Raw genomic sequence first — 24420 nt, 5'->3', positions numbered from 1 at the left:
AGGAGGCCCCGATGACATCGGATCCCCGCACCACCGGCGACCTGCCCGACGCCGCGACCGACCGGACCCTGCCGCGACTGCTGGCCCGGAACGCACACGAGTACCCGCGACTCCCCGGCCTCTCCTGGCAGCCGGAGGGCCCGGACAGCGACTGGACGACGCTCGGCTGGGCGGAGATCCACGAACACACCCGGAGCCTCGCCGCCGGCTACCGGGCCCTCGGCGTCCGCCGCGGCGACCACGTGCTGATGATGATGTCCAACCGGCCCGAACACTGGCTGTCGGACCTGGCGCTGGTCCGCCTCGGCGCGGTCCCGGTCAGCGTCTACGGCACCGCCGCCCCCGAGCAGATCACCCACATCGCCCGCAACTGCCGGGCCCGACTCGCCGTCGTCGAGGGGGCGGCGCAGGTCGCCGTGTGGGAACCGCTGCTGGCCGACGCCGGCACCCCGCTGGAGCGGCTGGTGGTGGCCGAGGCGGGGGCGGAGGAGGACCACGTCCCGTACGCCGCCCTGCTCCGCGCGCCGGTGCCGGAGCAGTTCGCCGGGGAACTGGACACCGCCCGCCCCGAGGACCCGCTGACCGTCGTCTACACCTCCGGCACCACCGGCGAGCCCAAGGGCGTCGTCCTCACCCACCGCCAGGTGATGTCCAACGCCCTGGCGCTGGACGCCGTGGTGGAGCTGCCCCCGCACGTCGAGCACATCTGCTACCTGCCGTTCGCGCACATCGCCGAGCGGATGCTGGGCATCTACCTGCCCTGCCACCGGGCCTCGCACGTGTATCTCTGCGCCGACCCGACGCGCGTCGGCGCAGTGGTGCGCAAGGTGCGCCCCGCGCAGTTCTTCGGGGTGCCGAGAATCTGGGAGAAACTCTCCGCCGCCGTGCGGGCCGTCCTGTCGCTGATGCCGGCCGAGCAGCGGACGGTCATCGACCGGGCCTTCGAGGTCGCCCGTGAGCACGTCGGGCACCGCGAGCGGGGCGAGACGCCACCCGCCGAACTCGAGGAACGCTACGTCCGTGCCCGCGAGGAGGTGCTGCTGCCCCTGCTGGCCGCGGGCGGTCTGGACCGGGTGACCTGGTCGGCCAGTGCGTCGGCGCCGATGCCGATCGACGTGGTGCGCTTCTGGGCCGGCTTCGGCATCGTCGTCATGGACGCCTGGGGGCTCACCGAGACCACCGGCGTGGCCACCAGCAACAGCCCGAGGACGGGCTTCCGGCTCGGCTCGGTGGGGCGCCCGGTGGAGTCCGTGGAGATCCGCGTCGCCGAGGACGGCGAGATCCTGGTGCGGGGCACGTCCGTCTTCTCCGGCTACCTCCAGCCGGACGGCTCGGTGCGGTCCGCCCTGGACGCCGACGGCTGGCTGGCCACCGGCGACATCGGCCGGATCGACGAGGACGGCTACCTCTGGCTCACCGACCGGAAGAAGGAGATGATCATCACCTCCACCGGCAAGAACGTCTCCCCGGCCCTCGTGGAGAACGCGCTCAAGGAACACCCGCTGATCGGCCAGGCGATGGTGCACGGCGACAACCGCTCCTACCTGGTCGCCCTGCTGGTGCTCGACGCGGAGGCCGCCCCCGCCTGGGCCGCGGCCCACGGCGTCGAGGCGGAGGGGGGAACGGCCGGGCTGGCGCGGCACCCCGCCGTCCGGGCGGAGGTGGACCGCGCGGTGGCCGCCGCCAACACCCGGCTCAACCGCACCGAGCAGGTCAAGCGGTACGAGCTGCTGGCCGAGGAGTGGGGTCCGGCGACCGGCGAGCTGACGCCGTCGCTGAAGATGCGGCGCCGGGTCATCCGGGACAAGTACGCCGACGAGTTGTCCGGGCTCTACCAGGAGTGACCCGGGCCGCGTTCCTCCCGCGCACGGCACGGCGGTGGCCCCTCCCCGCCCGGGGAGGGGCCACCGCCGTGCCGAGGCCGTCTCAGAGACCGTAGGTCTTGCCGATGACGTCCCGCTGGATCTCGCTGGTGCCGCCGTAGACCGTGGAGACGACCGCGGCCCGCAGATGGCGCTCCATGTCGAACTCCGTGGTGTAGCCGTAGCCGCCCATCATCTGCATGCCTTCCAGGGCGGTCCGCTTGGCGATCTCGGTGGCCTTCAGCTTGGCCATGGACGCCTCGCGCGGGAACAGCCTGTCCGGCTGCGCGTCGCAGTCCAGGGCCACCTCGCGCACCAGCAGCCGGGTGCACTCGATCTCGGTGGCGAGGTCGGCGATCCGGTGCCGCAGCGCCTGGAAGGAACCGACGGGCCGCCCGAACTGCTCGCGTTCGCGGACGTAGGAGACGGCGTCGTCGAAGGCGCGGCGCGCCAGGCCCAGCATGTTCGCGGCCAGGAAGAGCCGCTCGTGGTTGAGGCCGGCCATCAACTGCCGCCAGCCGTCGTCCACCTGGCCGACGACGGCGTCCGCGGGCAGCCGCACGCCGGTGAGGAAGACGTCGTTGACCTCCCGGCCGCGCATGGTCTCGATGCCCCGCACCTCCACGCCCGGGGTGTCGGCGGGCAGGTGGAACATGGTCAGACCGCCGTGCTTGTCCTCGCCGGTGCGGGCCACCAGCAGAATGCTCTTCGCGCAGTGCGCGTTGGAGATCCAGGTCTTCTGCCCGTCGATCACCCAGGTGCCGTCCCGCTCCCGCCGGGCCCGGCAGCGCAGCGCGCCGACGTCCGACCCGGCTCCCGGCTCCGACATGGCGATGGACAGGACGTCGCCGCGCACCACCCCGGCCAGCACCTCGCGCCGCTGCCGCTCGGTGCCGAACCGCTCGTACGCCTTCGCCGTGATGACGGTGGTGACGAAGCCTCCGCACGGGACCATCCCGTACGAGGTCTCCTCCAGGAAGAGACAGGTGTCGGCCAGCCCGCCGCCGGAGCCTCCGTACTCCTCGGGCACGCACACCCCGAGCCAGCCCAGGGCGGCGAGCCGTCCGTACAGCCCGGGGTGGTGGGCCTCACGGCCGCCCTCCGTCAGCGCGTCGCGCTGTTCTCGGGTACCGCACTCGCGCTTGGCGAAGTCGCGTACGGCCGCGGCGAAAGCGGCCTGTTCCTCGGTGAGTCGACTGCCCATCAGGTCCTCCGGGATCCGGGTGCCGGTCGGCGGCTCGGTCGGGTGCGGACCGGCAGGTGGGTTACAAAAACATGGTAGTTGTTTCAATGTCTCACGGGGGTCGTTCGCCGGTATCGTGAGACGCACCATGAGAACTGACACGAACGACTCGTGGCTCGCCCGGGCCCTCGACCGGCCGGAGCCGGAGGACGACACGGCGCGGCGGATCCTCGACGCGGCGCTGGAGCAGTTCACCCTGCTGGGGCTGCGCCGCTCCTCCGTGGACGACGTGGCCAAACGGGCCGGCGTCTCCCGGGTCACCGTCTACCGGCGCTTCCAGACCAAGGACAAGCTGGTCGAGGGCACCCTGCTGCGCGAGCTCGCCCGGTTCTTCCAGCGGCTGGACTCGGCGGTGGCGGCGCTGCCGACCATGAAGGAGCGGGTCGTCGAGGGCTTCGTGGTCGCCCTGCGCCACACCCGCGCCCATCCGCTCTTCGGCGGCCTGCTGCGCCTCGAACCCGAGGTGGTGCTGCCCTATCTGACCGTGCAGGGCGGCTCCTCGCTCTCCGCCACCGTCGAGTACCTGACGGTCCATCTGCGCCGCGCGCAACAGGTCGAGGGCCGCCCCGAGGAGGACCCGCGTCCGGTCGCCGAGCTCATGGTGCGGGTCGCCGTGTCCTTCCTGCTCAACCCCGCCGGCTGCATCGAGATGGAGGACGAGGACCAGGCCCGGGCCTTCGCCCGCCGCTACCTGGCCCCGCTGCTGGACGCCTGACCGGCCGCACCGTCCGGCGGGGCGCCGCCCGGCCGTTCAGCGGCGCCGGTGCAGCGCCCGGGCCAGCCGCACCGCGCGCTCCCGCGTGGCGGCCGGAACCTCGAAGGAGGTCAGCGCGATCGGCGGGGTGAACCGCTGCACCGTCACCGACTGCACGGAGGTGAAGGCACGCAGCCCTTCCTCGCCGTGGATCCGCCCGAAGCCGGAGTCCTGCGAACCACCGAACGGCAGCGCCGGCACCGCCGCGAAACCCAGCACCGAGTTCACCGACACCGCCCCCGCGCGCAGCCGCGCCGCGATCGCCGCGCCGGCGCGCCCGTCGCGGCAGAACACCGCGGCCCCCAGGGCGTAGCGCGAGGCGTTGGCCCGCTCCACCGCCTCGTCCACGTCGGCCACCGGATTGATCGCCACGACCGGCCCGAAGGTCTCCTCCGTCATCGCCGCCGCGTCCTCCGGTACGCCGGTCAGCACGACCGGCGCGACGTAGGGAGCGCGAACCGACACGGGCCCGCCCAGCAGGGCCCGCGCACCCGCCGAGACCGCACCGCTCACGTGCCGTTCGACGACGGCGACCTGGTCCGGCAGTGTCATCGGCCCGTAGGGGGTGTCCGCCTCGGCACCGGGGCGCAGCGCCGCCGCCCGCTCGACCACCCGTTCGCACAACTCCGCGTGGATCCCGCGCACCGCGTAGACGCGCTCCACGCCGGCGCAGGTCTGCCCCGCGTTGCTCAGCGCGCCCCACACGATCGCGTCGGCGGCCGCGTCCAGGTCCGCGTCCGCGGTGACGATCACCGCGTCCTTCCCGCCGCACTCGGCGAGGAACGGCGTCAGCGTCCCGGCGCACACCGCCATCACCGTACGGGCCGTCCCCGGCGAACCGGTGAACGCCAGCTTGTCGACCCCGGACCGGGCCAGGGCGTCCCCGGTGGACGCCGCGCCGGTGACGGTGGTGAGCAGCCCGGCGTGCCCGGGCACGGCGGCGTCGAAGAGCCCGGCCAGCAGGACCCCGGTGCCCGGGGTCAGCTCGGACGGCTTGAAGACCACGGCGTTCCCCGCGGCCAGGGCGTAACCGATGGAGCCCATCGGGGTGTACAGGGGGTAGTTCCAGGGGCCGATCACGCCGACCACGCCCAGCGGCCGGTGCACCAGCGAGGCCCGCTGGTGGACGGTGAACAGTCCGGTGCCCACCTTCCGCCGGCGCAGCACGCGCCCGGCGTTGCGGGCGGCCCAGCCCAGGTGCTCCAGCGTGAGCACGACCTCCAGCGCGGCGTCACCGGCCGGTTTGCCGGTCTCCTCGGAGACGGTGCGGGCCACGGTGTCCAGGTCGGTGGCGAGGGCCTTCTTCCACCGCAGCAGATGGTCACGGCGCCGGGACGCGGACAGCGCCGCCCAGCCCGCCTGGACGGTCCGCGCCCGGGCCACGGCGCGGGAGACTTCCTCCGGTCCGTGCACCGGGTGTTCGGCGATCGGCTCGCCGGTCGCGGGGGAGTACGTGGTGAAGGTCGCGGCGCGTGGTGCGGCGTCGGGGGTGGTGTCGGTCATGGCGTCTCCTGACGGGGAGCATCGGGGACGGACGACTGCGCCGGAACGGAGGCCCCTTCCGGCGGCGTCCCGTCCTGGAGCGGCGAAGGCGGACGGGAGTGCGCCCAGTGCGGACCCAGGTCGTCCAGGGTCCAGCCGAAGGGGTAGGTGCGCGCCTCGGGCTTGCGCGGGAGCCACTCGGGCCGCCCGGGCAGCAGGCGGATCAGCGCGGCCCGGACACGGAACGCGCGGTGGACGGCGGCCCGCAGCAGGCGCGGCTGCGGGCGGAAGCCGAGCGCCTTCAGCAGCGGCTCGTCCAGGACGGCGAGCACGACCCGGGAGGCCAGCCGCCGCGCCGGGGCCGGGTACCAGGAGGCCATGATCCGCAGGGTGGCCGCCGCGACCCTGCGGTTGGCGGGGTCGTAGGCGAACATCTCCCGCTCGTAGTCGTCGTGGAGCCGCTCGAACGCGGCATAAGTGCCGGGTACGCCGGAGATGCCCATCATCTCGCCCATCCGCCGGCCCACCAACGCCAGACTCTCGGTCTCCTGCTCGGACAGGCGCCGCCAGCCGAACCGGTCGATCCACCGCTTCGGCCCCACCACCGTGGTGGCCAGGACGTAGAGGAAGTCCTCGTTGGGGATCCGGTAACGGCCGTGGATGCGGTTCAGGTGGCGGGCGGCCGCCCGGCCGTGCTCCGAGTCCGTCCCCTCGCGGACCATCTCGTACATGAGCAGCACCGTGTCGTCGTACCGCTTCTGACCGGCACGTTCGAACTCCTGGGTGCGGTCCAGGAGCCGGGAGACGCGCGGGACGCCGTAGTCGCGCAGGAACGCGATCGACGTCCCGTGGAGATAGTCGCGGGGGAACTCGTAGTGGGTGATCCACCGGTAGATCCGCTCGAAGTCCCGCTGCGGATCCATCTGCCGGACGCGGCGGAGCCGGCTGTAGCGGTCCATGGGTGATTCCCTCCTGTCCGAATCGCGGCCATCGGCTCGCGGTGCGGGTGGCCATGCGGCGGAAGCGGACGGTCTCCGCGTCGCCCCGTACCCGGCCGGCCTCGGCCGTGGTCACCTCCGGCTTCGGATGAGTCGAAGATACTGAAACTATTGACTTGTTTCATCAGGCGTCAACACTCCGGACGCGACGGAGGCGCGGAGGTGTCCGAAGTCGTCTCCCGGCTTTTGTTCGCGCCGTCAACTTCCGTGCTGGTCAGAGCAGTTGACTGCTCGAGGGGCGGGTACCCCGCCCGGGGGCGCGGCATGGACGAGCTGGACGGGCCGCGTCGCTGTCGGGTGTCGCCGGGGTCGATGCCGGAGACGGTCGTGCGAGCGCGAACACGCGGCGCGGTGAACGTCTGATGGTTCGCCGGCTCGCCCGCGGTGTGAACAGGTGGCAGTTCCCGCGCCTCGGGCAATGTTCACGCCTCGGTCAATCCAAAGCCCGGAGAGGTGCTCGAGGCACGGGCCGAAGGCGGCCGTCGGCCCGTGTCTCGGAGCCGAACCGGCCGCCTCCCTCAAGGCCCCGGGGGACGAGGCGGGCCTCCTGCGTGTCACCCGGGCGGTCGCGACCGGCGCCGCGGAAATGTCCGTCCTGTGCCAAGGGCTGCGCGACCGCAGTGAGTGGTTCGTGACCGCGGACGGCCGCACCCAGAGCTTCCGCGTCAAGCGCAACGCCCTCGGGCCCAAGGGCGACGAGGACTTCTCAGGCGAGGGCGGCGGTCTCCTCGCCGGTCTGACAGGCGGCGGGGCACCGCGTCCTCACCGTCCCCCCTCGGCGTCGGCGCCGTCACCGTCATCTCCGACTCCTGGCACGACGCCCGCGGTCACGACGTACGCCTGGAACCGCGCGGCGGGAAGGACAGCATCGCCGTGGGCCCGGAGGGTCTGCCGCCGCTGCGCTCCGTCGAGCCGGGAGCCGTGTTCCCCGCGGGCACGCCGCACGGCTTCTCCACGGACCGCTTCGCCGATGCCCACCAGGCCGAACCCACCGCCTTCACCGAGGTCGTCGCCGGTGCCGGCGGGGCGCCCGGCGTCGAGGGCCGGCTCACCGTTCCGCGCGCAGTGCCTTCCACCGGTCGAGGACACCGGCCATCTCCTGCTGGGCGAAGACGAAGAAGTCCCGCATCTCCGTCATGCGGGCGCCCGCCTTCGTGCCGGGGCCGCCGAGGGGCTCGATGCCTTTCTCGGTCGTGGCGATGATCTGGGCGAACAGGCTCTGCTTCGTCGCGGTGCCGGTGTACCAGGCGTCGTCGGGCAGCAGATACAGGTCGCTGCGCGACCCCAGCACCGACTCGCGGGCGATCAGGCCGGAGTGGGTGAGGTAGCGGACGGCACCCGAGATCGCGGCGGGGCTCGCCCCCAGCCGTTCGGCCAGCTCTCCGGCGGTCAGTCCCCGTTCCTCCGCCGCCATGAGGGTGATCAGTACCCGCGCGCTCATCCTGGGGAAACCCCAGTCGGCGAACAGCATCGCCATCTGTTCGATGAAGTGCCGCGCAGCCTGCTCGTCCCTGCCCTCAGCCACCCCCACCACCTCTTTCGTCGCTCCGGTGCGCGCCGGCGCGCACCCTCCTGTCACAGCGTCAGTTTATGTCATCGCGAAACTTCACAAAGGAGTGAAGGAACTGTAGCATCTGAATCGTGAACGCAACCGACGTCATCCACACCTTAGAACTGCGCAAACAGTTCGGCCGGACCGCGGCACTCGACGGCCTGGACCTGCAAGTGGCACAGGGCGAAGTGCACGGACTGCTCGGGCCGAACGGCGCGGGCAAGTCCACCGTCATCCGGGTCCTGCTGGGCCTGATGCGAGCGGACGGCGGCACCGCCACCCTGTTCGGCGGTGACCCGTGGCAGGACGCCACGACCCTGCACCGCAGGCTCGCCTACGTGCCCGGCGACGTCAGCCTCTGGCCCAACCTGAGCGGCGGCGAGACGATCGACCTGCTCGGCTCCATGCGCGGCGGCCTGGACAGGACCCGGCGGGACGAACTCGTGGAGCGGTTCGAGCTGGACACCAAGAAGAAGGGCCGCGCCTACTCCAAGGGAAACCGGCAGAAGGTGGCGCTCGTCGCGGCGCTCGCCTCCGACGCCGAACTGCTCATCCTCGACGAGCCGACCTCCGGACTCGACCCGCTGATGGAGGCGGTCTTCAGCGCGTGCGTGGCCGAGGCCAAGCAGCGCGGCACGACCGTCCTGCTGTCCAGCCACATCCTCAGCGAGGTCGAGGACCTCTGCGACCGGGTCTCCATCATCCGTTCGGGCCGCCGGGTCGACTCCGGCACGCTCGACGAACTGCGCCACCTCTCCCGCACCACCATCACCGCGACCCTCTCCCGCCCGGCGAAGGGACTGCACGACATAGGGGGCGTCCACGACCTCGAGGCCGACGGGAACTCGGTGCGCTGCCAGGTCGACCCCGACGCACTGGAGAAGGTGCTGCGCCTGCTCACCGACGCGGGCGTGCAGTCGCTCACCAGCCGGCCTCCCACCCTGGAGGAGCTCTTCATGCGCTACTACTCCGGGGAGCAGCAGTGAGGAGCGGCGGGCTCGCAGGTCTGCGCGAGCTGTCCAAGCTGGCCACCCGCCGGGACCGGATCATCCTCCCGCTGTGGGCGTACGCCCTGATCGGCAGCGCGGTCTCGACCGCCTCCAGCATCAAGGGCCTCTTCCCCGACGAGGCGTCGCGGCGTGACTTCGTCGAGGGAATCCAGGCCGCGTCGGGCGCGGTCGCACTCTACGGCCGGGTCTCCGACACCTCCCTCGGCGCCATCACCACCTGGCGTTCCCTGGTCCTCGGTGCCGTCCTGGCCTCGGTGATGTCCGTCCTCCTCGTCGTCCGGCACACCCGCGCCGAGGAGCAGACGGGCCGTCAGGAGCTGGTCGCGGCGGGCGTCGTGGACCGCAGGGCCCCGCTGGTCGCCGCGCTCCGGCTGGTGATCGCGGCCAACCTCGCCGTCGGCGTGATCATCGGCGCCCTGCTGCCCGCCGTGGGTCTCCCGGCGGCCGGTTCCTTCGCCCTCGGCCTGTCCATGGCGGCCTGCGGCATCGTCTTCGCCGGCATCGCCGCGGTCTGCGCCCAGCTCTTCGAGGCGTCCCGCACCGCGAACGCGGCCTCGCTGGCCCTGCTCGGCGGCTTCTACCTGGTGCGCGCGGCGGGCGACATGAGCGAGGGCGCCCGGTGGCTGCTGTGGGCCTCACCGATCGGCTGGGCCGAGGAGGTACGGCCGTACGCCGGCGACCGCTGGTGGGCGCTGGCCGTCCCCGTGGCCGCGGCCGTCGCACTGATCGCGCTGTCGCTGCGGATGCTGGCCCGGCGGGACTTCGGCTCCGGGGTGCTGCCCGCCCGGCCCGGCCCCGCCTACGCCGGCTCCGACACCCGCGGCACCCTCGGTCTGGCCTGGCGGCTGCACCGCGGTTCCCTGCTCGGCTGGGCGATCGGCGTCCTGGCGGCGGCGCTGGTGTTCGGCTCCTTCGTCAGGGACGTCGACGTCCTCACCGACAGCGACCGGGTGCAGGACATCATGGCGCAGCTCGGTGGCTCGCAGAACATGGCCGACGCCTACGTGTCGTCCATCGTGGGCGTGTTCGGCATCCTGGCCGCCGTCTACGCCCTCACCGTGATCGTGCGGGCCCGCGCCGAGGAGGCCGGGGGGCGGATCGAGCTCATCTTCTCCGGCACGCCGAGCCGGGCGCGCTGGGTGCTGAGCCACCTGGCGTTCGCGGTGGCCGGCGCCGTCGTGATCCTCGCCGTCGCGGCCTTCGGCATGGGCCTGTCCCAGGGACTGGGCGCGCACGACGTGGGGACGGCCCTCGCCGACCTCTTCGGCGCCGTGTCCGCGCAGCTCCCGGCCGTGCTGCTGATCACCGCGCTCGCCGTGCTGCTGTTCGCCGTGGTCCCCCGCTGGACCGCCGCCGGATGGGGCGTGCTCGGCCTGTTCGGCTTCCTCACCCTCGTCGGACCCCAGCTGAAGGTCAGCCAGTACGTGCTGGACGTCTCGCCCTTCACCCACGTGCCCAAGCTGCCCGGCAACGCGGTGTCCGCGACGCCGCTGGTCGTGATGGGTGCCCTGGCCCTGGTGGGCGTGGCCGCCACCCTCGTCGCGTTCCGCCGCCGCGACCTGCTCGCCTGACCGGCGCCGGTCGAACACCCTCGCCCCCTCCCGGCGACGGGGTGGGGGAGTGAGGGGTTACGGACAGGGGGCGGACCACTCGTACGATCGGCCGACCGCACACCTTTTGTCTCCACCGCCCACCACGGGCAGCGCCTTTGACGCAGTGGCTGTGCGGGAGCGCTGCCACCCGCCGCCCCCGGAGTCGCCCATGTCCACGTCCGCCCTCGACCAGGATCTCTGGATCCGCCGCTACCACCCGTCCGCGGACGACAGCCCGCGTCTGGTGTGCTTCCCGCATGCCGGGGGCTCCGCAAGCTTCTTCTTCAAGCTCTCCGCGCTGCTCTCGCCCGCCGTCGACGTCCTGGCGGTCCAGTACCCCGGCCGTCAGGACCGCCGGCACGAGCCCTGCGCCCGCACGATCGACGAGCTGGCCACCTCCCTCGCCGACGCCTCGGCCGGCTGGCGCACCCGGCCGTACGCCTTCCTCGGCCACAGCATGGGCGCCGTCGTCGCCTACGAGCTCACCCGCCGGCTGCACGAGGCGTCCGAGCCCGGCCCGTTCCGGCTGATCGCCTCCGGGCGGCGCGCCCCGTCCGTCTTCCGGCCGGGCGAAGTCCACCTGCGCGACGACGAGGGGCTCCTCGCCGAACTGCGCGAACTGGGCGGCACCGACGAGCGGTTGCTCGCCGACCCCGAGATCCGGCAGCTCACCTTCGGACCGATGCGCAGCGACTACCGGGCCGTCGAGACGTACGTCCACACACCCGGATTCACCCTGAGCTGCCCCGTGACCGTGCTCACCGGCACCCACGACCCGCACACCACCGCCGACGACGCGGCGGCCTGGGCCGGGCACACCACCCGGGACTGCGACGTGCGGACCTTCACCGGCGGCCACTTCTTCGTGGAGGAGCGGCGCACGGAGGTCGCCGACGCGATACGCCGCGCGCTGGGCGTCCCGGACACCGCCTGACACCTCTGCCGGGGACTCGCCCGGAACCCGTCACCGACCGCCTGACACCCCCGGCCGCACCCGCACGCGGACGGGCGTCCGTCCGCGACCCGCCGGCCGGAGGCCCGTCCGCGACCCGCCGGCCGGACGCCCGTCCGCGGCTCCTCCTACGCCCTGACCGTCTCCGGGTGCGGCCCGGTGAACAGCACCGACGCCAGCTGCGCCCGGTCGTTGACGCCGACCTTGCGGTACATACGCGTCAGGTGCTGCTCCACCGTGCTGACCGTGATGTACAGCAACTTGGCTATCTCACTGTTCGTGTGCCCCAGCGCCACCAGGTCGGCCACCCGCTGCTCCGCGTCGGTGAGCACCGCGGCCGGACCCTTGGACTCGGTGTCGGGCCGCTCCCGGTCCGCCGGGAGCAGCCTGCTCAACGGCTCCGCCTGGCACTTGTCCGCGATGATCTTCGCTTGGGAGCCGATGACCCGGGCCCGCCGCGTCTCACCGACGGTGTTGTACGTGTCGGTGAGGTCGGCCAGCGCCCGGGCCAGTTCATAGCGGTCGCCGCTCTCCTGTAACGCGTCGACCGCCTGCCGCAGCAGGGCCAGACGTCTGCGCGGCTCGTGCGTCGCCGCCAGCAGCCGCAGCGTCGCCCCGCGGGTACGCGGCGACCCACTGTGCTCACTGCGCTGCAACTGCTCCTCCAGGACGGCACGGGCACGGTCACGCTCACCCATCCGCAGCCACGCCTCGCCGACGTCGTTGCGCCACGCGATCAGCCCCGGCACGTCGACACCCCAGCGGGCCATCAGCCCACCGCAGCCCTGGAAGTCCGACAGCGCGCCGTCCCAGTCCCCGGCCGCCATGCTGTAGCGCCCCCGCGCGTGCAGGTAGTGCAGTCCGGGCCGGCTCTGCAACATCATCTCCGGGATCGGCAGATACAACAGCTCCGCCGCCTCGTCCTCCCGCCCCATCGACGTGAGCGCGATCAGCTTGCTGGCCAGCGGAGAACCGACCGCCAACCCCCACTCGCCGGCCGGTACGACATCGAACGAGGCGGTCGCGTGCTCGACGGCACCCGGCAGGTCGCCCAGCCGCAGAGAGATCTCCGCCCGCAACGCGTGCAACCGGGCCGCGCTGCCCGGCTCGCCCCGCTCCGTCGCCGCGGCGATCAGCTCGTCGCAGTACGGCAGCGCCACCGCGGGCCGCTCCGCGTACGTCAACGCGAGCAACGCGCACTCGATCGTGTCCAGATCGGTGCCGTGGAGCCGGGTCCCGTGCAGGATCCGCTCCGCCTTGGGCACCGCACGGTCCGAAGGACCCCGGGTCAGCACCGACTCCAGCACGGTCGCCGCGTCGTAGCGGCGACGGCTCTCGGTGGTGGAGGGCGTGCCGCGCGGCTCCTCGTCGTCCGGCCCGGTCTCCGGCAGCAGCTCCAGCAGCGGGGCGTACGAGCAGCGCATCCACAGCCGGGCGGCCCGCAGTTCCATCGCCGTCTCGGGAGCGGCTGCCCGCACCGAGCCGGGCAGATGCCGCAACGCCTCGACGGCGGCCTCGAATCGGCCGGCCCACAGCAGGGCCCTGACCACGCCCAGCGTCTCCCCGCCGCTCAGCTGGCCGGTGCGCACCGCCTGCACCAGGGCGGTGATCCGGTGCTCGGGGATCCCGGTGCCCATCCGGCTCTCCGTCTGGAGCAACGCCGCCCCGATCCGCGCGAGTTCCGCCGTGTCGCCGCTCAACGTGCAGGCAAGCCGCAGGTATTCGACGGCCCTGGCGGCCCGGCCCTCGGTCAGTGCCGACGAGGCGGCCGCATCGAGCACCGACACCGCCCAGGGCGCCCGCACCCCACGCCCCGCCAGCAGGTGCTCGGCGACCGTCGACGCGGAACCGCCCTGCGCGTAGGTCAGTTCCGCCGTGTCCCGGTGCAGCGCCGCCGTGGCCTCCGGACCGAGGTCGGCCAGCACCGCCGACGCCGCCCCCGGATGACGGAACTCGCCCCGCTCCAGCAGACCCGCGGCCTCCAGCACCGCCAGACACCGCGCGACCTCACCGGCCTCCAGCCCCAGCAGCCGGGGGATCGGCTCCGGCGTGCCGAGAACCGCCAGCGCCTGCGCCACCCGCGCGGTGGGCGCCGGGCTGCGGTGCAGACACGACAGCAGCGCCCGCCGGTAGCCCGTCGACGGCGGCTCGCCGCTGCGCACGTCGTCCAGGACCCCGTCCAGCAGCAGCGGATTGCCGCCGCTGACCCGCAGCGCCCAGGGCGCGACCCGCTCCGCGCTGTCCGCGCCGAGCCTGGCCGCCGCCGTCTCGTGCACCTGCTCCAGGTCGAACGGTGTCAGCCGCACCCCGTGGGCGTGCGGCAGCCGCAGCAGCTGCTCGACGAAGCTCGCGCACCGGTCACCGGGACGGTCGCCGTGGCTGAAGACCGCGAGCAGCGGGGTGCTGTGCATACGGCGCGTGAGATACGCGAGGCAGGCCAGGGACGCCGCGTCGGCGTGGTGGACGTCGTCGACCACGATCGCCAGCGGCCGGGGCCCGGCCAGACCGAGCAGGACCGCGCACAGCGACTGCACGATCTGGGCGTCCACCGCGGACAGCTTCGTCGGCGGTCCTTCGGGAGCCGCCGTCATGTGCGCCCTGCCGATCGCGAGCAGTTGGCTCACCTGGTCGCCGACCGGGGCCGACAGCGAAGCCTCCTGCAACAGTTGGGCGACCACGCCCAGCAGGATGCCCTCCTCGGACTCGGACGCCACCGCCGTCAGGACCAGACCGTCGGCCGCCCGCACCTGCTGGGCGAACGTGGCCAGCAGGGTCGTCTTCCCCATGGCCACCGCGCCGCTGACGACGGCGATCCCGCTCTGACCGGTCAACGCGCCGTCGAGGAGCACGGACAGGAGCGCGGTCGCTTCCGAACGGTCCCGCGCGCTCACGTTCCGGACTCATCGACGGCGCCGACCCGCGCGGGGCGATGTCCCGGCCGTCTGCACACCGGCGGAGCGATTCTGGAAAGCGGAGCGATTCTGGAAAAGGGAACGACAGGAGAGTACTGGCGCTTGCTGGTCTCCATGTACCTTCGAACCTTCCTTCACGCTGGTGACGGGGGAGACGAGAACGCCCATCGCCGTGACGCACCGCACCGCGGGGGACGGACGCGGGCAGGCACAGCGGGCCGCCGGCCGCCTCGGCGGCGAGGCGGCACCGTGTGGTGGTTGAAGTCGCTTTCAAATCACAGTAGCAGGGGGCGCGGAGGCGTCCGGGGCGCCTTCGCACAAGATCGAACATGGTTCAAGGACGCAACCAGGCCAAATCCACGAGCCGGAAACGGACCTCCGGTCACCGCCCCCGCACGCCCCTCCCGCGCGCCCGCCCCGCGGCCCGCACCCCACCGACCCCACCCACGTCCGCGCAGGTCAGCCACCCACCAGGGGTGGGCAGGGGTGTGAACAGGGGTGGCGTCCGCCCGGCAGCCGATCGAAGACTGGGTCGTGCGTGAGACCGGCCCGGGCCCCGCGCCCGCACCTTCACCGCCGTACCGCTGCCCGCCGCCGCTGTACCGCTGCACCGCTCGGAAGGAGTCGGCGTGCCCGACGAGGTGACCCGCAAGGCCCTGGCACTCGAGTACTGCCGTCGGATGAACGCCGGCGACGTGGAGAAGGTCCTCGAACTGTTCGCCCCCGACGTGGTGTTCGAGGACCCGGTCGGCTCCGGCGAACAGGTGGGCCTCGAAGCACTCCGCGCGCACATCACCCGTGCCCTCGTCGACGACCGGGCCCGGGAACGCCCCGGCACCCCGGTGGCCGCGCACGACGGCGAGACCGTCGTCCTCCCGGCCACCGTCGAACTGCGCCCCCGCAGCTATCCCAAGCGCATCGAGATCTCGATCATCGGGATCGTGCGCGTCGGGGAGGACGGCCTGGTCCGGGAGCTGCGCGCGCTCTGGGGCGACACGGACATGAAGGTGCTCGGCTGACCGGACCACGACACACCGCTGACAGGAAGGATCACGACATGACCGAGGTTCCGGCTGGGGCCGCGCCGTTGCCCACCACCCGCACGACCGCCCTGGACCCGCCGCCGGAACTGCTGGAACGTCAGCGGCAGTGCCCGGTCGACCGGCTGCTCTACCCCGACGGCAGCGAGGGCTGGCTCATCACCGGCTACGACCAGGTCCGCGCGGCCCTGGCCGACCCCCGCTTCAGCTCGCAGAAGGACCTGCTGCGCTCGCCGATCCAGCCGCAGGAACCCACCCCGGCCAAGCCCGGTTTCTTCGTCTACACCGACCCGCCGGAGCACACCAAGTACCGCCGCCTGCTCACCGGCCTGTTCACGCTCCGCCGGATGAACCAACTCGCCGAACGCGTCCAGGAGATCGCCGACGACGCCCTGGACGCCATGGAGCAGGCCGGCCCGCCGGTCGACCTGGTGCCCGCCTTCGCCCTGGCCCTGCCGTCCCTGGTGATCTGCGAACTGCTCGGCGTCCCCTACGAGGACCGCGACGTCTTCCAGCACAACTCCACCGTCATCCAGGACACCAACACACCCATCGAGCAGGCGTACGCGGCGCTCGAGGCGATGCAGAAGTACCTCAGCGGCCTGGTCGAGCGGCGCCGCGGTCCCGAACCCTCCGACGACATACTCGGCGGTCTCGCCGCCCACGAGGAACTGACCGTCGAAGAGGTCACCAACATCTGCTTCCTGCTGCTGGCGGCCGGCCACGAGACCACCGCCAACATGCTGTCCCTCGGCACCTACGCCCTGCTCACCAACCCCGACCAGCTCGCCCTGCTGCGCTCCGGCGAGACCACCATGGAGAGCGCCGTCGAGGAACTGATGCGCTACCTGACGGTCAACCACTACGGTCCCATCCGCGGGGTCCTGGAGGACTTCGAGTTCGAGGGCTGCCCGATGAAGGCCGGCGAGACGATCACCCTGTCGGCGTTCGCGGCCAACCGTGACCCCAAGCACTTCGCGAACCCCGACCGCCTCGACTTCGTCCGCGGCGGCCGCGGCCAGCTCTCCTTCGGACACGGCATCCACCAGTGCATCGGCCAGCAACTGGCCCGCATCGAGATGCGTATCGGCTTCCAGGCCCTCTTCGACCGTTTCCCCGGACTGCACCTGGCCGTACCGCCGGACGAGGTCCGGATGCGGGACAGCATGCTGATCTACGGCGTCAGCTCCATGCCGGTCGCCTGGTAGCCCGCCGATGCGCATCGACGTGGATCGCGACCGGTGCTGCGGCGCCGGGATGTGCGCACTGGAGGCGCCGGCGGTGTTCGACCAGGACGAGGAGGACGGACTGGTCGTCGTGCTTCTGGCGGAGCCGCCGAGCGCACTGCACGACGTCGTCCGCGAGGCGGCCAAGCACTGCCCGTCCGGGGCGGTCAAGTTCGTCGAGTGACCCCGGCCGGCCCGGCCGGCCCGTGTCCCGGCCACCCCGGGGTCGGCACGTGCCCCGGCCACCCCGGGATCGGCACGTGCCCCGGCCACCCCGGGATCGGCACGTGCCCCGGCCACCTCGGGGTCGGCCCGGGGCGGGCCGGACCGGCGGACCGCCGGAGCCCGGCACAGCACGCCTGCGCGTCAGGAAAGTGATCGGCAAGCGCCCCCGGGGAGCCCCCGGGGGCTCCGCCGCGGCCACCGCCGCGACCAGCTGAGGACCGAAGGGCTAGAGATGGCACGTGGGGACCGCTCCGGCAACGACACGTCCGCGAACCGGATTTCCGGTCCGGACCGCCCCGAGCCGATCGCCGTCGTCGGCATGGCGTGCCGACTGCCCGGAGTGAACGGCCCGGCGGACTTCTGGCGGCTCCTGCGCGACGGTGAGCACACCGTGGCGCCACCCGCCGCCGACCGCCCCGACATCGGCGGCGTGTCGGGACAGGGCTCCTTCCTCGCCTCGGTCGACGGCTTCGATCCCGCGTTCTTCGGCATCTCCGGGCACGAGGCCGCCGCCATGGACCCCCACCAGAGACTCATGCTGGAGCTCAGCTGGGAGGCGCTGGAGGACGCCGGCACCGTGCCCGCCGCCCTCGCCGGCACCCGCACCGGCGTGTTCGTCGGCGCCTTCTCCGACGACTACTCGCTGCTGCTCCAGGCCGACGGCCCGGACGCCGTGACCGCCCACAGCACCACCGGCCTGCACCGCAGCATCATCGCCAACCGCGTCTCCTACTTCCTCGGCGCCGGCGGCCCCAGCCTCACGGTGGACACCGGCCAGTCCTCCTCCCTGGTCGCCGTGCACATGGCCTGCGAGAGCCTGCGCTCCGGCGAGTCCGAGACCGCCCTGGCCGGCGGCGTCAACCTGATCCTCACCCCGCAGTCCACCGCCCGCATGGAACGCTTCGGCGCCCTGTCCCCCGACGGCCGCTGCTTCACCTTCGACGCCAGGGCCAACGGCTACGTCCGCGGCGAGGGCGGCGCCGTGGTGGTCCTCAAACCGCTGCGGCGCGCCCTCGCGGACGGCGACCGCGTCCACTGCGTCCTGCGCGGCAGCGCCGTCAACAACGACGGCGGCGGCGAGACACTCACGGCACCCAGCGCGACCGCTCAGCAGGACGTGCTGCGCCGGGCCTACGAACAGGCGGACGTGGACCCGGCCCGCGTCGGCTACGTCGAACTCCACGGCACCGGCACCCGGCTCGGGGACCCGGTCGAGGCCGGCGCACTCGGCGCCGTCCTCGGCGCCGCCCGGGACGCCGACCGGCCCCTGCCGGTGGGCTCCGTGAAGACCAACGTCGGCCACCTGGAGGCGGCGGCCGGGGTGATAGGCCTCGTCAAGGCCGCCCTCGTCGTCTCCCACCGGCAGATCCCGGCCAGCCTCAACTTCGAGGACCCCCACCCCGACATCCCGCTGACCGAACTGCGCCTGAAGGTGCAGACCGAGCTCACCCCGTGGCCGGACCCCGCGGAAGACACCGCCGGACCCCGCGTCGCCGGCGTCAGCTCCTTCGGCATGGGCGGCACCAACTGCCACGTCGTCGTCGCCGAAGCCGCGCCTGACACCGCGCCCGACACCGCACTCGAAGCCGCGCCTGACACCGCGCCCGGAACCGACACTCGCACGCCCGCCCCGGCCGGGGCGCTCCCCCTGGTCGTCTCCGGCCACACCGACCAGGCCCTACGCTCCCAGGCGACCCGCCTCGCCCGCTTCGTCACGGAGCGGCCCGAACTCGGCCTGCCCGACCTGGCCCACTCGCTGCTGTCCGCACGCTCCCGGCTCACCCACCGCGGCGTGGTGATCGCCGCCGACCACGCCGACCTGATCGAGGGCCTGAACGCGCTCGCCGCCGGAGAACCCGCCCCCGGTGTGGTGACCGGGGCCGCACGGCCCGCCGGCCGGACCGTGCTGGTCTTCCCCGGCCAGGGATCCCAGTGGCCCGGCATGGCCGCGGGCCTGCTCGACTCCGCCCCCGTCTTCGCCGAACACATCGCCGCGTGCGAGGCCGCCCTCACGCCGTACGTCGACTGGTCGCTGACCTCCGTCCTGCGCTCGGACTCCGAGGAGTGGCTGGAGCGGGTCGATGTGGTGCAACCGGTGCTGTGGGCGGTGATGGTGTCGCTGGCTGAGCTGTGGCAGGCGCACGGTGTGCGGCCCGCCGCCGTGGTGGGTCACTCGCAGGGCGAGATCGCCGCCGCGTGCGTCGCCGGCGCGCTGACCCTGGAGGACGGCGCGAAGGTCGTCGCGCTGCGCAGCAAGGCCGTCCTCGACCTGTCCGGCAAGGGCGGCATGGCCTCCGTCGGCGTCTCCGCCGACCGAGTCGCCGACCTCATCGCCCCCTTCAAGAGGCGGCTGTCGGTCGCCGCGGTCAACGGCCCGGCGTCCGTCATCGTCTCCGGCGAACAGGGCGCCCTGGACGAACTCCTCGCCATCTGCGAGGCCCAAGGAACCTGGGCCCGACGCGTCCCCGTCGACTACGCCTCCCACTCCACCCAGGTCACCCGGATCCGCAAACCCCTGCTGCGCGCCCTGGCCGGTATCCGGCCGCGCACCTCCCGGATCCCCTTCTGCTCGTCGGTGACCGGCGAACTCCTCGACACCGCCACCCTCGGCGCCCAGTACTGGTACACCAACCTGCGGCAGACCGTCCGCTTCGAGGACGCTGTCAGGACCCTCCTCGACCAGGGCCACGACGTCTTCGTCGAGTCCAGCGCCCACCCCGTCCTGACCACCGGCGTCCTGGAGACGATCGAGGACACCGGAGCGGACGCCGCCGCACTCGGCACACTGCGCCGCAACCAGGGCGGCTCCGAGCGCTTCCTCACCGCACTCGCCGAGGCCCACGCCCACGGCGTCACCGTCGACTGGCAGCCGGTGCTGCCCTCCGGCGTCCACCGCGTCGACCTGCCCACTTACGCCTTCCAGCGCGAACGGTACTGGCTGGGCGACACGCCCGACGCTCCCGCCGACCCCCGCCGCGACCGGTCCGCGTGGGCCGCCCGGCTCGCCGGGCTGTCCCCGCAGGACCGGGACCAGGCCGTACGCGACATGACGTTCGCGCACGCCGCGACGGTCCTGGGACGCACCGTGCTCAGCCCGGCCGACGCCGAGCAGACGTTCAAGGACCTGGGCCTGGACTCGCCGAACGCCGTCGAGTTCCGCAACCGCGTCAACACCGACACCGGCCTCCAACTGCCGACGACGCTCGCCTATGACCATCCCACCCCGGTCGCCGTCGCACGCCACCTCACCGACCTGCTCGCCGACACCGCCGACCGGCACCCGGACCGCGCACGGACCGTCGCCGGGCCGACGACGCCCGAAACCGTCCGGACGACCGACACCGCCCGGACGGCCGACGACGACCCGATCGCGATCGTCGGCATGGCCTGCCGACTGCCCGACGGCATCGGCTCGCCCGAGGACCTGTGGCGGCTCGTCGCCACCGGCGGAGACGCCATCACACCGTTCCCCGAGGACCGGGGCTGGGACCTGGAGAGCCTCTACGACCCCGACTCCGCCAAGGCGGGCACCAGTTACGCCCGGCACGGCGGCTTCCTGCACGGTGTCGCCGACTTCGACGCGGGCTTCTTCGGCATCTCCCCGCGCGAGGCCCTCGCCATGGATCCGCAGCAGCGGTTGCTGCTGGAGACGTCGTGGGAGGCCTTCGAGCGGGCGGGCATCGACCCGGCCGCCCTGCGCGGCAGCCGGACCGGCGTGTTCGTCGGCGCCATGAACATGGACTACGGCGCGCGGCTCGACGAGCCCGCGGGCGGCTCCGAAGGCTACCTGCTCACCGGCACCACCGGCAGCGTCGTCTCCGGCCGCCTCGCCTACACCTTCGGCTTCGAGGGCCCCGCGGTCACCGTGGACACGGCGTGCTCGTCGTCCCTGGTGGGTCTGCACCTGGCCGTGCAGGCGCTGCGCAACGGAGAGTGCGCGCTGGCGCTGGCCGGCGGTGTGACGGTGATGTCCACACCCGGCATGTTCGTCGAGTTCAGCCGTCAGCGGGGGCTGTCGGCGGACGGGCGGTGCAAGGCGTTCTCGGCCGCCGCGGACGGGACGGGCTGGTCCGAGGGTGTGGGTGTGCTGCTGGTGGAGCGGTTGTCGGACGCGGTGCGCAACGGCCACCGGGTGCTGGCGACGGTGCGTGGCTCGGCGGTGAACCAGGACGGCGCCAGCAACGGCCTGACCGCGCCGAACGGCCCCTCGCAGCAGCGGGTGATCCGGCAGGCGCTGGCGAGCGCGGGTCTGTCGGCCGCCGACGTGGACGCGGTGGAGGCCCACGGAACGGGCACGACGCTCGGTGACCCGATCGAGGCGCAGGCGATCATCGCGACGTACGGGCAGGACCGTGCGGAGGAACGGCCGCTGTATCTGGGGTCGTTGAAGTCGAACATCGGTCATGCGCAGGCCGCTGCGGGTGTGGCGGGCGTGATCAAGATGGTGATGGCGATGCGCCAGGGGGTGCTGCCGCAGACGCTGCACGTGGACGAACCGACGCCGCATGTGGACTGGTCGGCGGGTGCGGTGGAGTTGCTGACCGAGGCGCGGGAGTGGCCGGAGGTGGGGGGTCGTCCGCGTCGGGCTGCGGTGTCGTCCTTCGGTATCAGTGGGACGAATGCGCATGTGATCGTGGAGCAGGCTCCGGAGGTTGTCGGGGCGAGGGCTGGGGTGCCGGGTCGGCATGGGGTGTTGCCGTTTGTGGTGTCGGGTCGGTCGGAGGGGGCGTTGCGGGGGCAGGCGGGTCGGCTTGCCGGGTTCGTGGGCGAGCGGGAGGACCTGGGGCTGGGAGTGCTGGCGTCGGCGTTGGTGGGGTCGCGGTCGGTGCTGGAGCAGCGGGGTGTGGTGCTGGCCGCGGACCGTACGCAGTTGACGGCGGGGTTGGCGGCGCTGGCGGCGGGGGAGCAGGCGCCGGGTGTGGTGACGGGTGTCGTGTCTGCGGCGCGCCGGGCGGTGTTCGTTTTCCCGGGGCAGGGGTCGCAGTGGGTGGGGATGGCGGCCGGGTTGCTGGAGTCCTCGCCGGTGTTCGCCGAGTGGGTCGAGCGGTGCGAGGCGGCGTTGGCGGCTCATGTCGACTGGTCGCTCACCGGGGTTCTGCGGTCGGACTCCGAGGAGTGGCTGGGCCGGGTGGATGTGGTGCAGCCGGTGTTGTGGGCGGTGATGGTGTCGCTGGCGCAGCTGTGGCGGTCGTTCGGGGTGGAGCCGGGAGCTGTCGTCGGCCACTCCCAGGGGGAGATCGCGGCGGCGTGCGTGTCGGGTGCGTTGTCGTTGGACGATGCGGCGATGGTGGTCGCGTTGCGGAGCCGGGCGATCCTGGCGCTGGCGGGTTCGGGGGGTATGGCGTCGCTGGGTGTGCCGGTGGAGCGTGCTTCTGAGCTGATTGCGGTGTACGGCGGTCGGGTGTCGGTGGCGGCGGTGAACGGCCCGGCATCGGTGACGGTGGCCGGTGAACCGGACGCTTTGGACGCACTCCTCACCGACTGCGAGACACAGGGCGTGTGGGCGCGGCGGGTGCCGGTGGACTACGCCTCCCACTCCGTCCAGGTCGAGGCGATCCGTGAGCGGCTGCTCACCGAGCTGGCGGGCATCGAACCGCAGACTCCCACAATCCCGTTCTTCTCGGCCGTGACCGCCGAGCGGGTGGAGACGGCCGCTCTTGATGCCGAGTACTGGTACACCAACCTGCGTCAGACGGTTCGTTTCGAGGAAACGGTCCGGCTGCTGCTCGCTCAGGGTTATGACGCGTTCGTCGAGACGAGTGCGCACCCGGTGCTGACGACTCCGGTGGAGGGCACGGTCGAGTCCGCCGGGGCGGACGCGGTGGTGCTGGGCACGCTGCGCCGGGGCGAGGGAGGACAGGAGCGCTTCACCGCCGCGCTGGCGGAGGGGTTCGCCAACGGCCTGGCCGTGGACTGGACACCGCTCCTCGGCGACGGCGTCGCCTACGTCGACCTGCCCACCTACGCCTTCCAGCACCAGCGCTACTGGCTGGAGCGCACGGCCTCGTCCGGGGATGCGCGGCAGCTCGGGCTGGCCGAGGCGGACCATCCGCTGCTGGGTGCGGCTGTGGCACTTGGCGACGGGCAGGGCGTCGTGCTGACGGGACGGCTGTCACTGTCCTCGCACCCCTGGCTCCGGGACCACACCGTGGCCGGGACCGTCCTCCTGCCCGGCGCGGCCTTCGTGGAACTGGCGGTACGGGCCGGGGACGAGGTGGGACACGGCCGTATCGACGAACTCGCCCTGGAAGCACCGCTGGTGATCCCGGAGCAGGGATCCGTGCGGATCCAGGTCGTGGTCGGCGCCGCTGAACCCGACGGCACGCGTGCGCTGAGCGTGTTCTCCCAGCACGCCGACGACGAATCGGCGGCCCCCGGCTGGACCAGGCACGCCGCCGGAACCCTGTCCGAACGCGCCGCCGCCCCTGAAGACACCCTCGCCGCCGCAGCCTGGCCGCCGCCCGGTGCGCAGCCGGTGGACCTAGACGGCTTCTACACGGATCTGGTGCCGGCCGGATACGCGTACGGGCCCGCCTTCCAGGGACTGCGTACGGCCTGGCGCGTGGGCGACGACCTGTACGCGGAAGTCGCGCTGCCCGAGGACGTGGCGCAGGGTGCCGCCGGCTTCGGACTGCACCCCGCGCTGCTGGACGCCGCGCTGCACGCCGCTCTGCCCCGGACCGGCGCGGCGGAGCAGGTGCGGCTGCCGTTCGTCTTCAAGGGCCTGACGCTCCACGCGGCCGCCGCCACGCACCTGCGGGTGCGGCTCTCGCCCACCGGGACGGACGAGGTCCGGGTGACCCTGTACGACGCGGCGGGCGGCCCGGTGGCGTCCGTCGAGGCACTCACCTTGCGCCCGATCGCCGCCGAGGCGCTCACTCCCGCGCTCCCGGCCGCGTCCGACGACTTGCTCCGCGTCGACTGGATCCCGGCCGCACCGGCCGAGGCTGCCTTCACCGGTCGCCTCTGGGCACTGGATGCCGACGTTCCCGACCTGGACGCGGCTGCCGCGGGCGGTGTACCCGACGCGGTCGTCCTGCCCTGCCTCAGCGGCCCGGTACCGGAGTACGACCACGCCGCCTCGGTCCACCGGACGGCGGCGGGTGTGTTGTCGGTGGTGCGGGAGTGGCTGGGTGACGAGCGGTTCGTCGGGTCGCGGTTGGTCGTGGTGACGCGGGGTGCGGTGGGTGCCGGCGGTGGTGTGCCGGATGTCGCGTCGTCGGCGGTGTGGGGTCTGGTGCGGTCGGCTGCCACGGAGCATCCCGGGCGGTTCGCGCTGGTGGACGTGGATGGGGACGACTGGTCGTCGGCTGTGCGGGATGCCCTGGCGACCGGCGAGCGGGAGGTCGTGGTACGCGGCGGCGAGGTTCTGGTGCCGCGTCTGGTGCGGCATGGAGCCGGGTCCGCTGGCGAAAGCGGGTCGTTCGGTGACGGGGCGGTGCTGGTCACCGGGGGCACGGGGATGCTGGGCGGTCTCGTCGCCCGTCACCTCGTGTCCCGGTACGGGGTGCGCGAGCTGGTGTTGCTGAGTCGTCAGGGTGAGCGGGCGGCCGGTGCGGCTGACCTCGTCGA

General features: G+C 72.9%; 14 protein-coding genes. 9 read left to right on the top strand and 5 right to left on the bottom strand.

The features are described 5' to 3' along the window. Positions 1 to 11 precede the first annotated feature (11 nt). Positions 12 to 1844, top strand: a complete 1833-nt coding sequence (locus tag KUM38_RS39945) for a long-chain fatty acid--CoA ligase (RefSeq protein ID WP_217137044.1) — start codon at positions 12 to 14, stop codon at positions 1842 to 1844. An 82-nt stretch (positions 1845 to 1926) separates the two neighbouring features. On the opposite strand, the gene KUM38_RS39940 is transcribed toward KUM38_RS39945, so the two are convergent. Continuing rightward, positions 1927 to 3066 carry an acyl-CoA dehydrogenase family protein gene (locus KUM38_RS39940; protein ID WP_217137043.1) on the bottom strand — a complete coding sequence of 380 codons (1140 nt, stop codon included), beginning with the start codon at positions 3064 to 3066 and terminating at the stop codon, positions 1927 to 1929. A 127-nt stretch (positions 3067 to 3193) separates the two neighbouring features. Here KUM38_RS39940 and KUM38_RS39935 point away from each other — a divergent pair, with 127 nt between their 5' ends. After that, positions 3194 to 3820 (top strand): TetR/AcrR family transcriptional regulator, encoded by a 627-nt coding sequence (locus KUM38_RS39935; protein ID WP_217137042.1) that lies wholly within the window; start codon positions 3194 to 3196, stop codon positions 3818 to 3820. A 36-nt stretch (positions 3821 to 3856) separates the two neighbouring features. Here the strand turns inward: KUM38_RS39935 and KUM38_RS39930 are convergent, their stop codons facing one another. From KUM38_RS39930 to KUM38_RS39920, 3 genes are all read right to left on the bottom strand, one after another. Continuing rightward, the gene (locus KUM38_RS39930) at positions 3857 to 5362 is read right to left on the bottom strand and encodes an aldehyde dehydrogenase family protein (protein WP_217137041.1); all 1506 of its coding nucleotides are present in this window, start codon (positions 5360 to 5362) and stop codon (positions 3857 to 3859) included. After that, positions 5359 to 6300 carry an oxygenase MpaB family protein gene (locus KUM38_RS39925; RefSeq protein WP_217137040.1) on the bottom strand — a complete coding sequence of 314 codons (942 nt, stop codon included), beginning with the start codon at positions 6298 to 6300 and terminating at the stop codon, positions 5359 to 5361. The genes KUM38_RS39930 and KUM38_RS39925 overlap by 4 nt, the downstream gene beginning before the upstream one ends. Positions 6301 to 7387: 1087 nt before the next feature. After that, on the bottom strand, positions 7388 to 7864 hold the full coding sequence (locus KUM38_RS39920) for a GbsR/MarR family transcriptional regulator (RefSeq protein ID WP_217137039.1): 477 nt from the start codon (positions 7862 to 7864) through the stop codon (positions 7388 to 7390). A gap of 116 nt (positions 7865 to 7980) precedes the next feature. Between KUM38_RS39920 and KUM38_RS39915 the strand changes: the two genes are divergently transcribed. The 3 genes from KUM38_RS39915 to KUM38_RS39905 all read left to right on the top strand — a co-directional run bounded on the left by KUM38_RS39915 (position 7981) and on the right by KUM38_RS39905 (position 11427). After that, complete coding sequence (locus tag KUM38_RS39915; RefSeq protein WP_217137038.1) at positions 7981 to 8877, top strand: ABC transporter ATP-binding protein; 897 nt, start codon at positions 7981 to 7983, stop codon at positions 8875 to 8877. Further along, positions 8874 to 10472 carry an ABC transporter permease gene (locus tag KUM38_RS43160; RefSeq protein ID WP_217137037.1) on the top strand — a complete coding sequence of 533 codons (1599 nt, stop codon included), beginning with the start codon at positions 8874 to 8876 and terminating at the stop codon, positions 10470 to 10472. Before KUM38_RS39915 ends, KUM38_RS43160 begins: the two co-directional genes overlap by 4 nt. A gap of 190 nt (positions 10473 to 10662) precedes the next feature. Continuing rightward, entirely contained in the window at positions 10663 to 11427 is a 765-nt protein-coding gene (locus tag KUM38_RS39905; RefSeq protein WP_217137036.1) for a thioesterase II family protein, read from the top strand. A gap of 146 nt (positions 11428 to 11573) precedes the next feature. Here the strand turns inward: KUM38_RS39905 and KUM38_RS43475 are convergent, their stop codons facing one another. Next, on the bottom strand, positions 11574 to 14336 hold the full coding sequence (locus tag KUM38_RS43475; RefSeq protein WP_217137035.1) for a LuxR family transcriptional regulator: 2763 nt from the start codon (positions 14334 to 14336) through the stop codon (positions 11574 to 11576). A 650-nt stretch (positions 14337 to 14986) separates the two neighbouring features. Between KUM38_RS43475 and KUM38_RS39895 the strand changes: the two genes are divergently transcribed. The 4 genes from KUM38_RS39895 to KUM38_RS39880 all read left to right on the top strand — a co-directional run. Then, positions 14987 to 15376 (top strand): nuclear transport factor 2 family protein, encoded by a 390-nt coding sequence (locus tag KUM38_RS39895; RefSeq protein WP_217137034.1) that lies wholly within the window; start codon positions 14987 to 14989, stop codon positions 15374 to 15376. Positions 15377 to 15414: 38 nt separating this feature from the next. After that, positions 15415 to 16605 (top strand): cytochrome P450, encoded by a 1191-nt coding sequence (locus KUM38_RS39890; RefSeq protein WP_217137033.1) that lies wholly within the window; start codon positions 15415 to 15417, stop codon positions 16603 to 16605. Between the two features lie 7 nt (positions 16606 to 16612). After that, positions 16613 to 16807, top strand: a complete 195-nt coding sequence (locus KUM38_RS39885; RefSeq protein WP_217137032.1) for a ferredoxin — start codon at positions 16613 to 16615, stop codon at positions 16805 to 16807. 273 nt (positions 16808 to 17080) lie between these two features. Next, the coding region (locus KUM38_RS39880) for a type I polyketide synthase (RefSeq protein ID WP_217137031.1) at positions 17081 to 24420 on the top strand (7340 nt) is incomplete at its 3' end.

The organism is Streptomyces sp. AC558_RSS880, from assembly GCF_019049255.1.
Lineage (GTDB): Bacteria > Actinomycetota > Actinomycetes > Streptomycetales > Streptomycetaceae > Streptomyces.
Note: the sequence above shows the minus strand (reverse complement) of the source record. Positions and strands in the feature narration are given on the sequence as shown.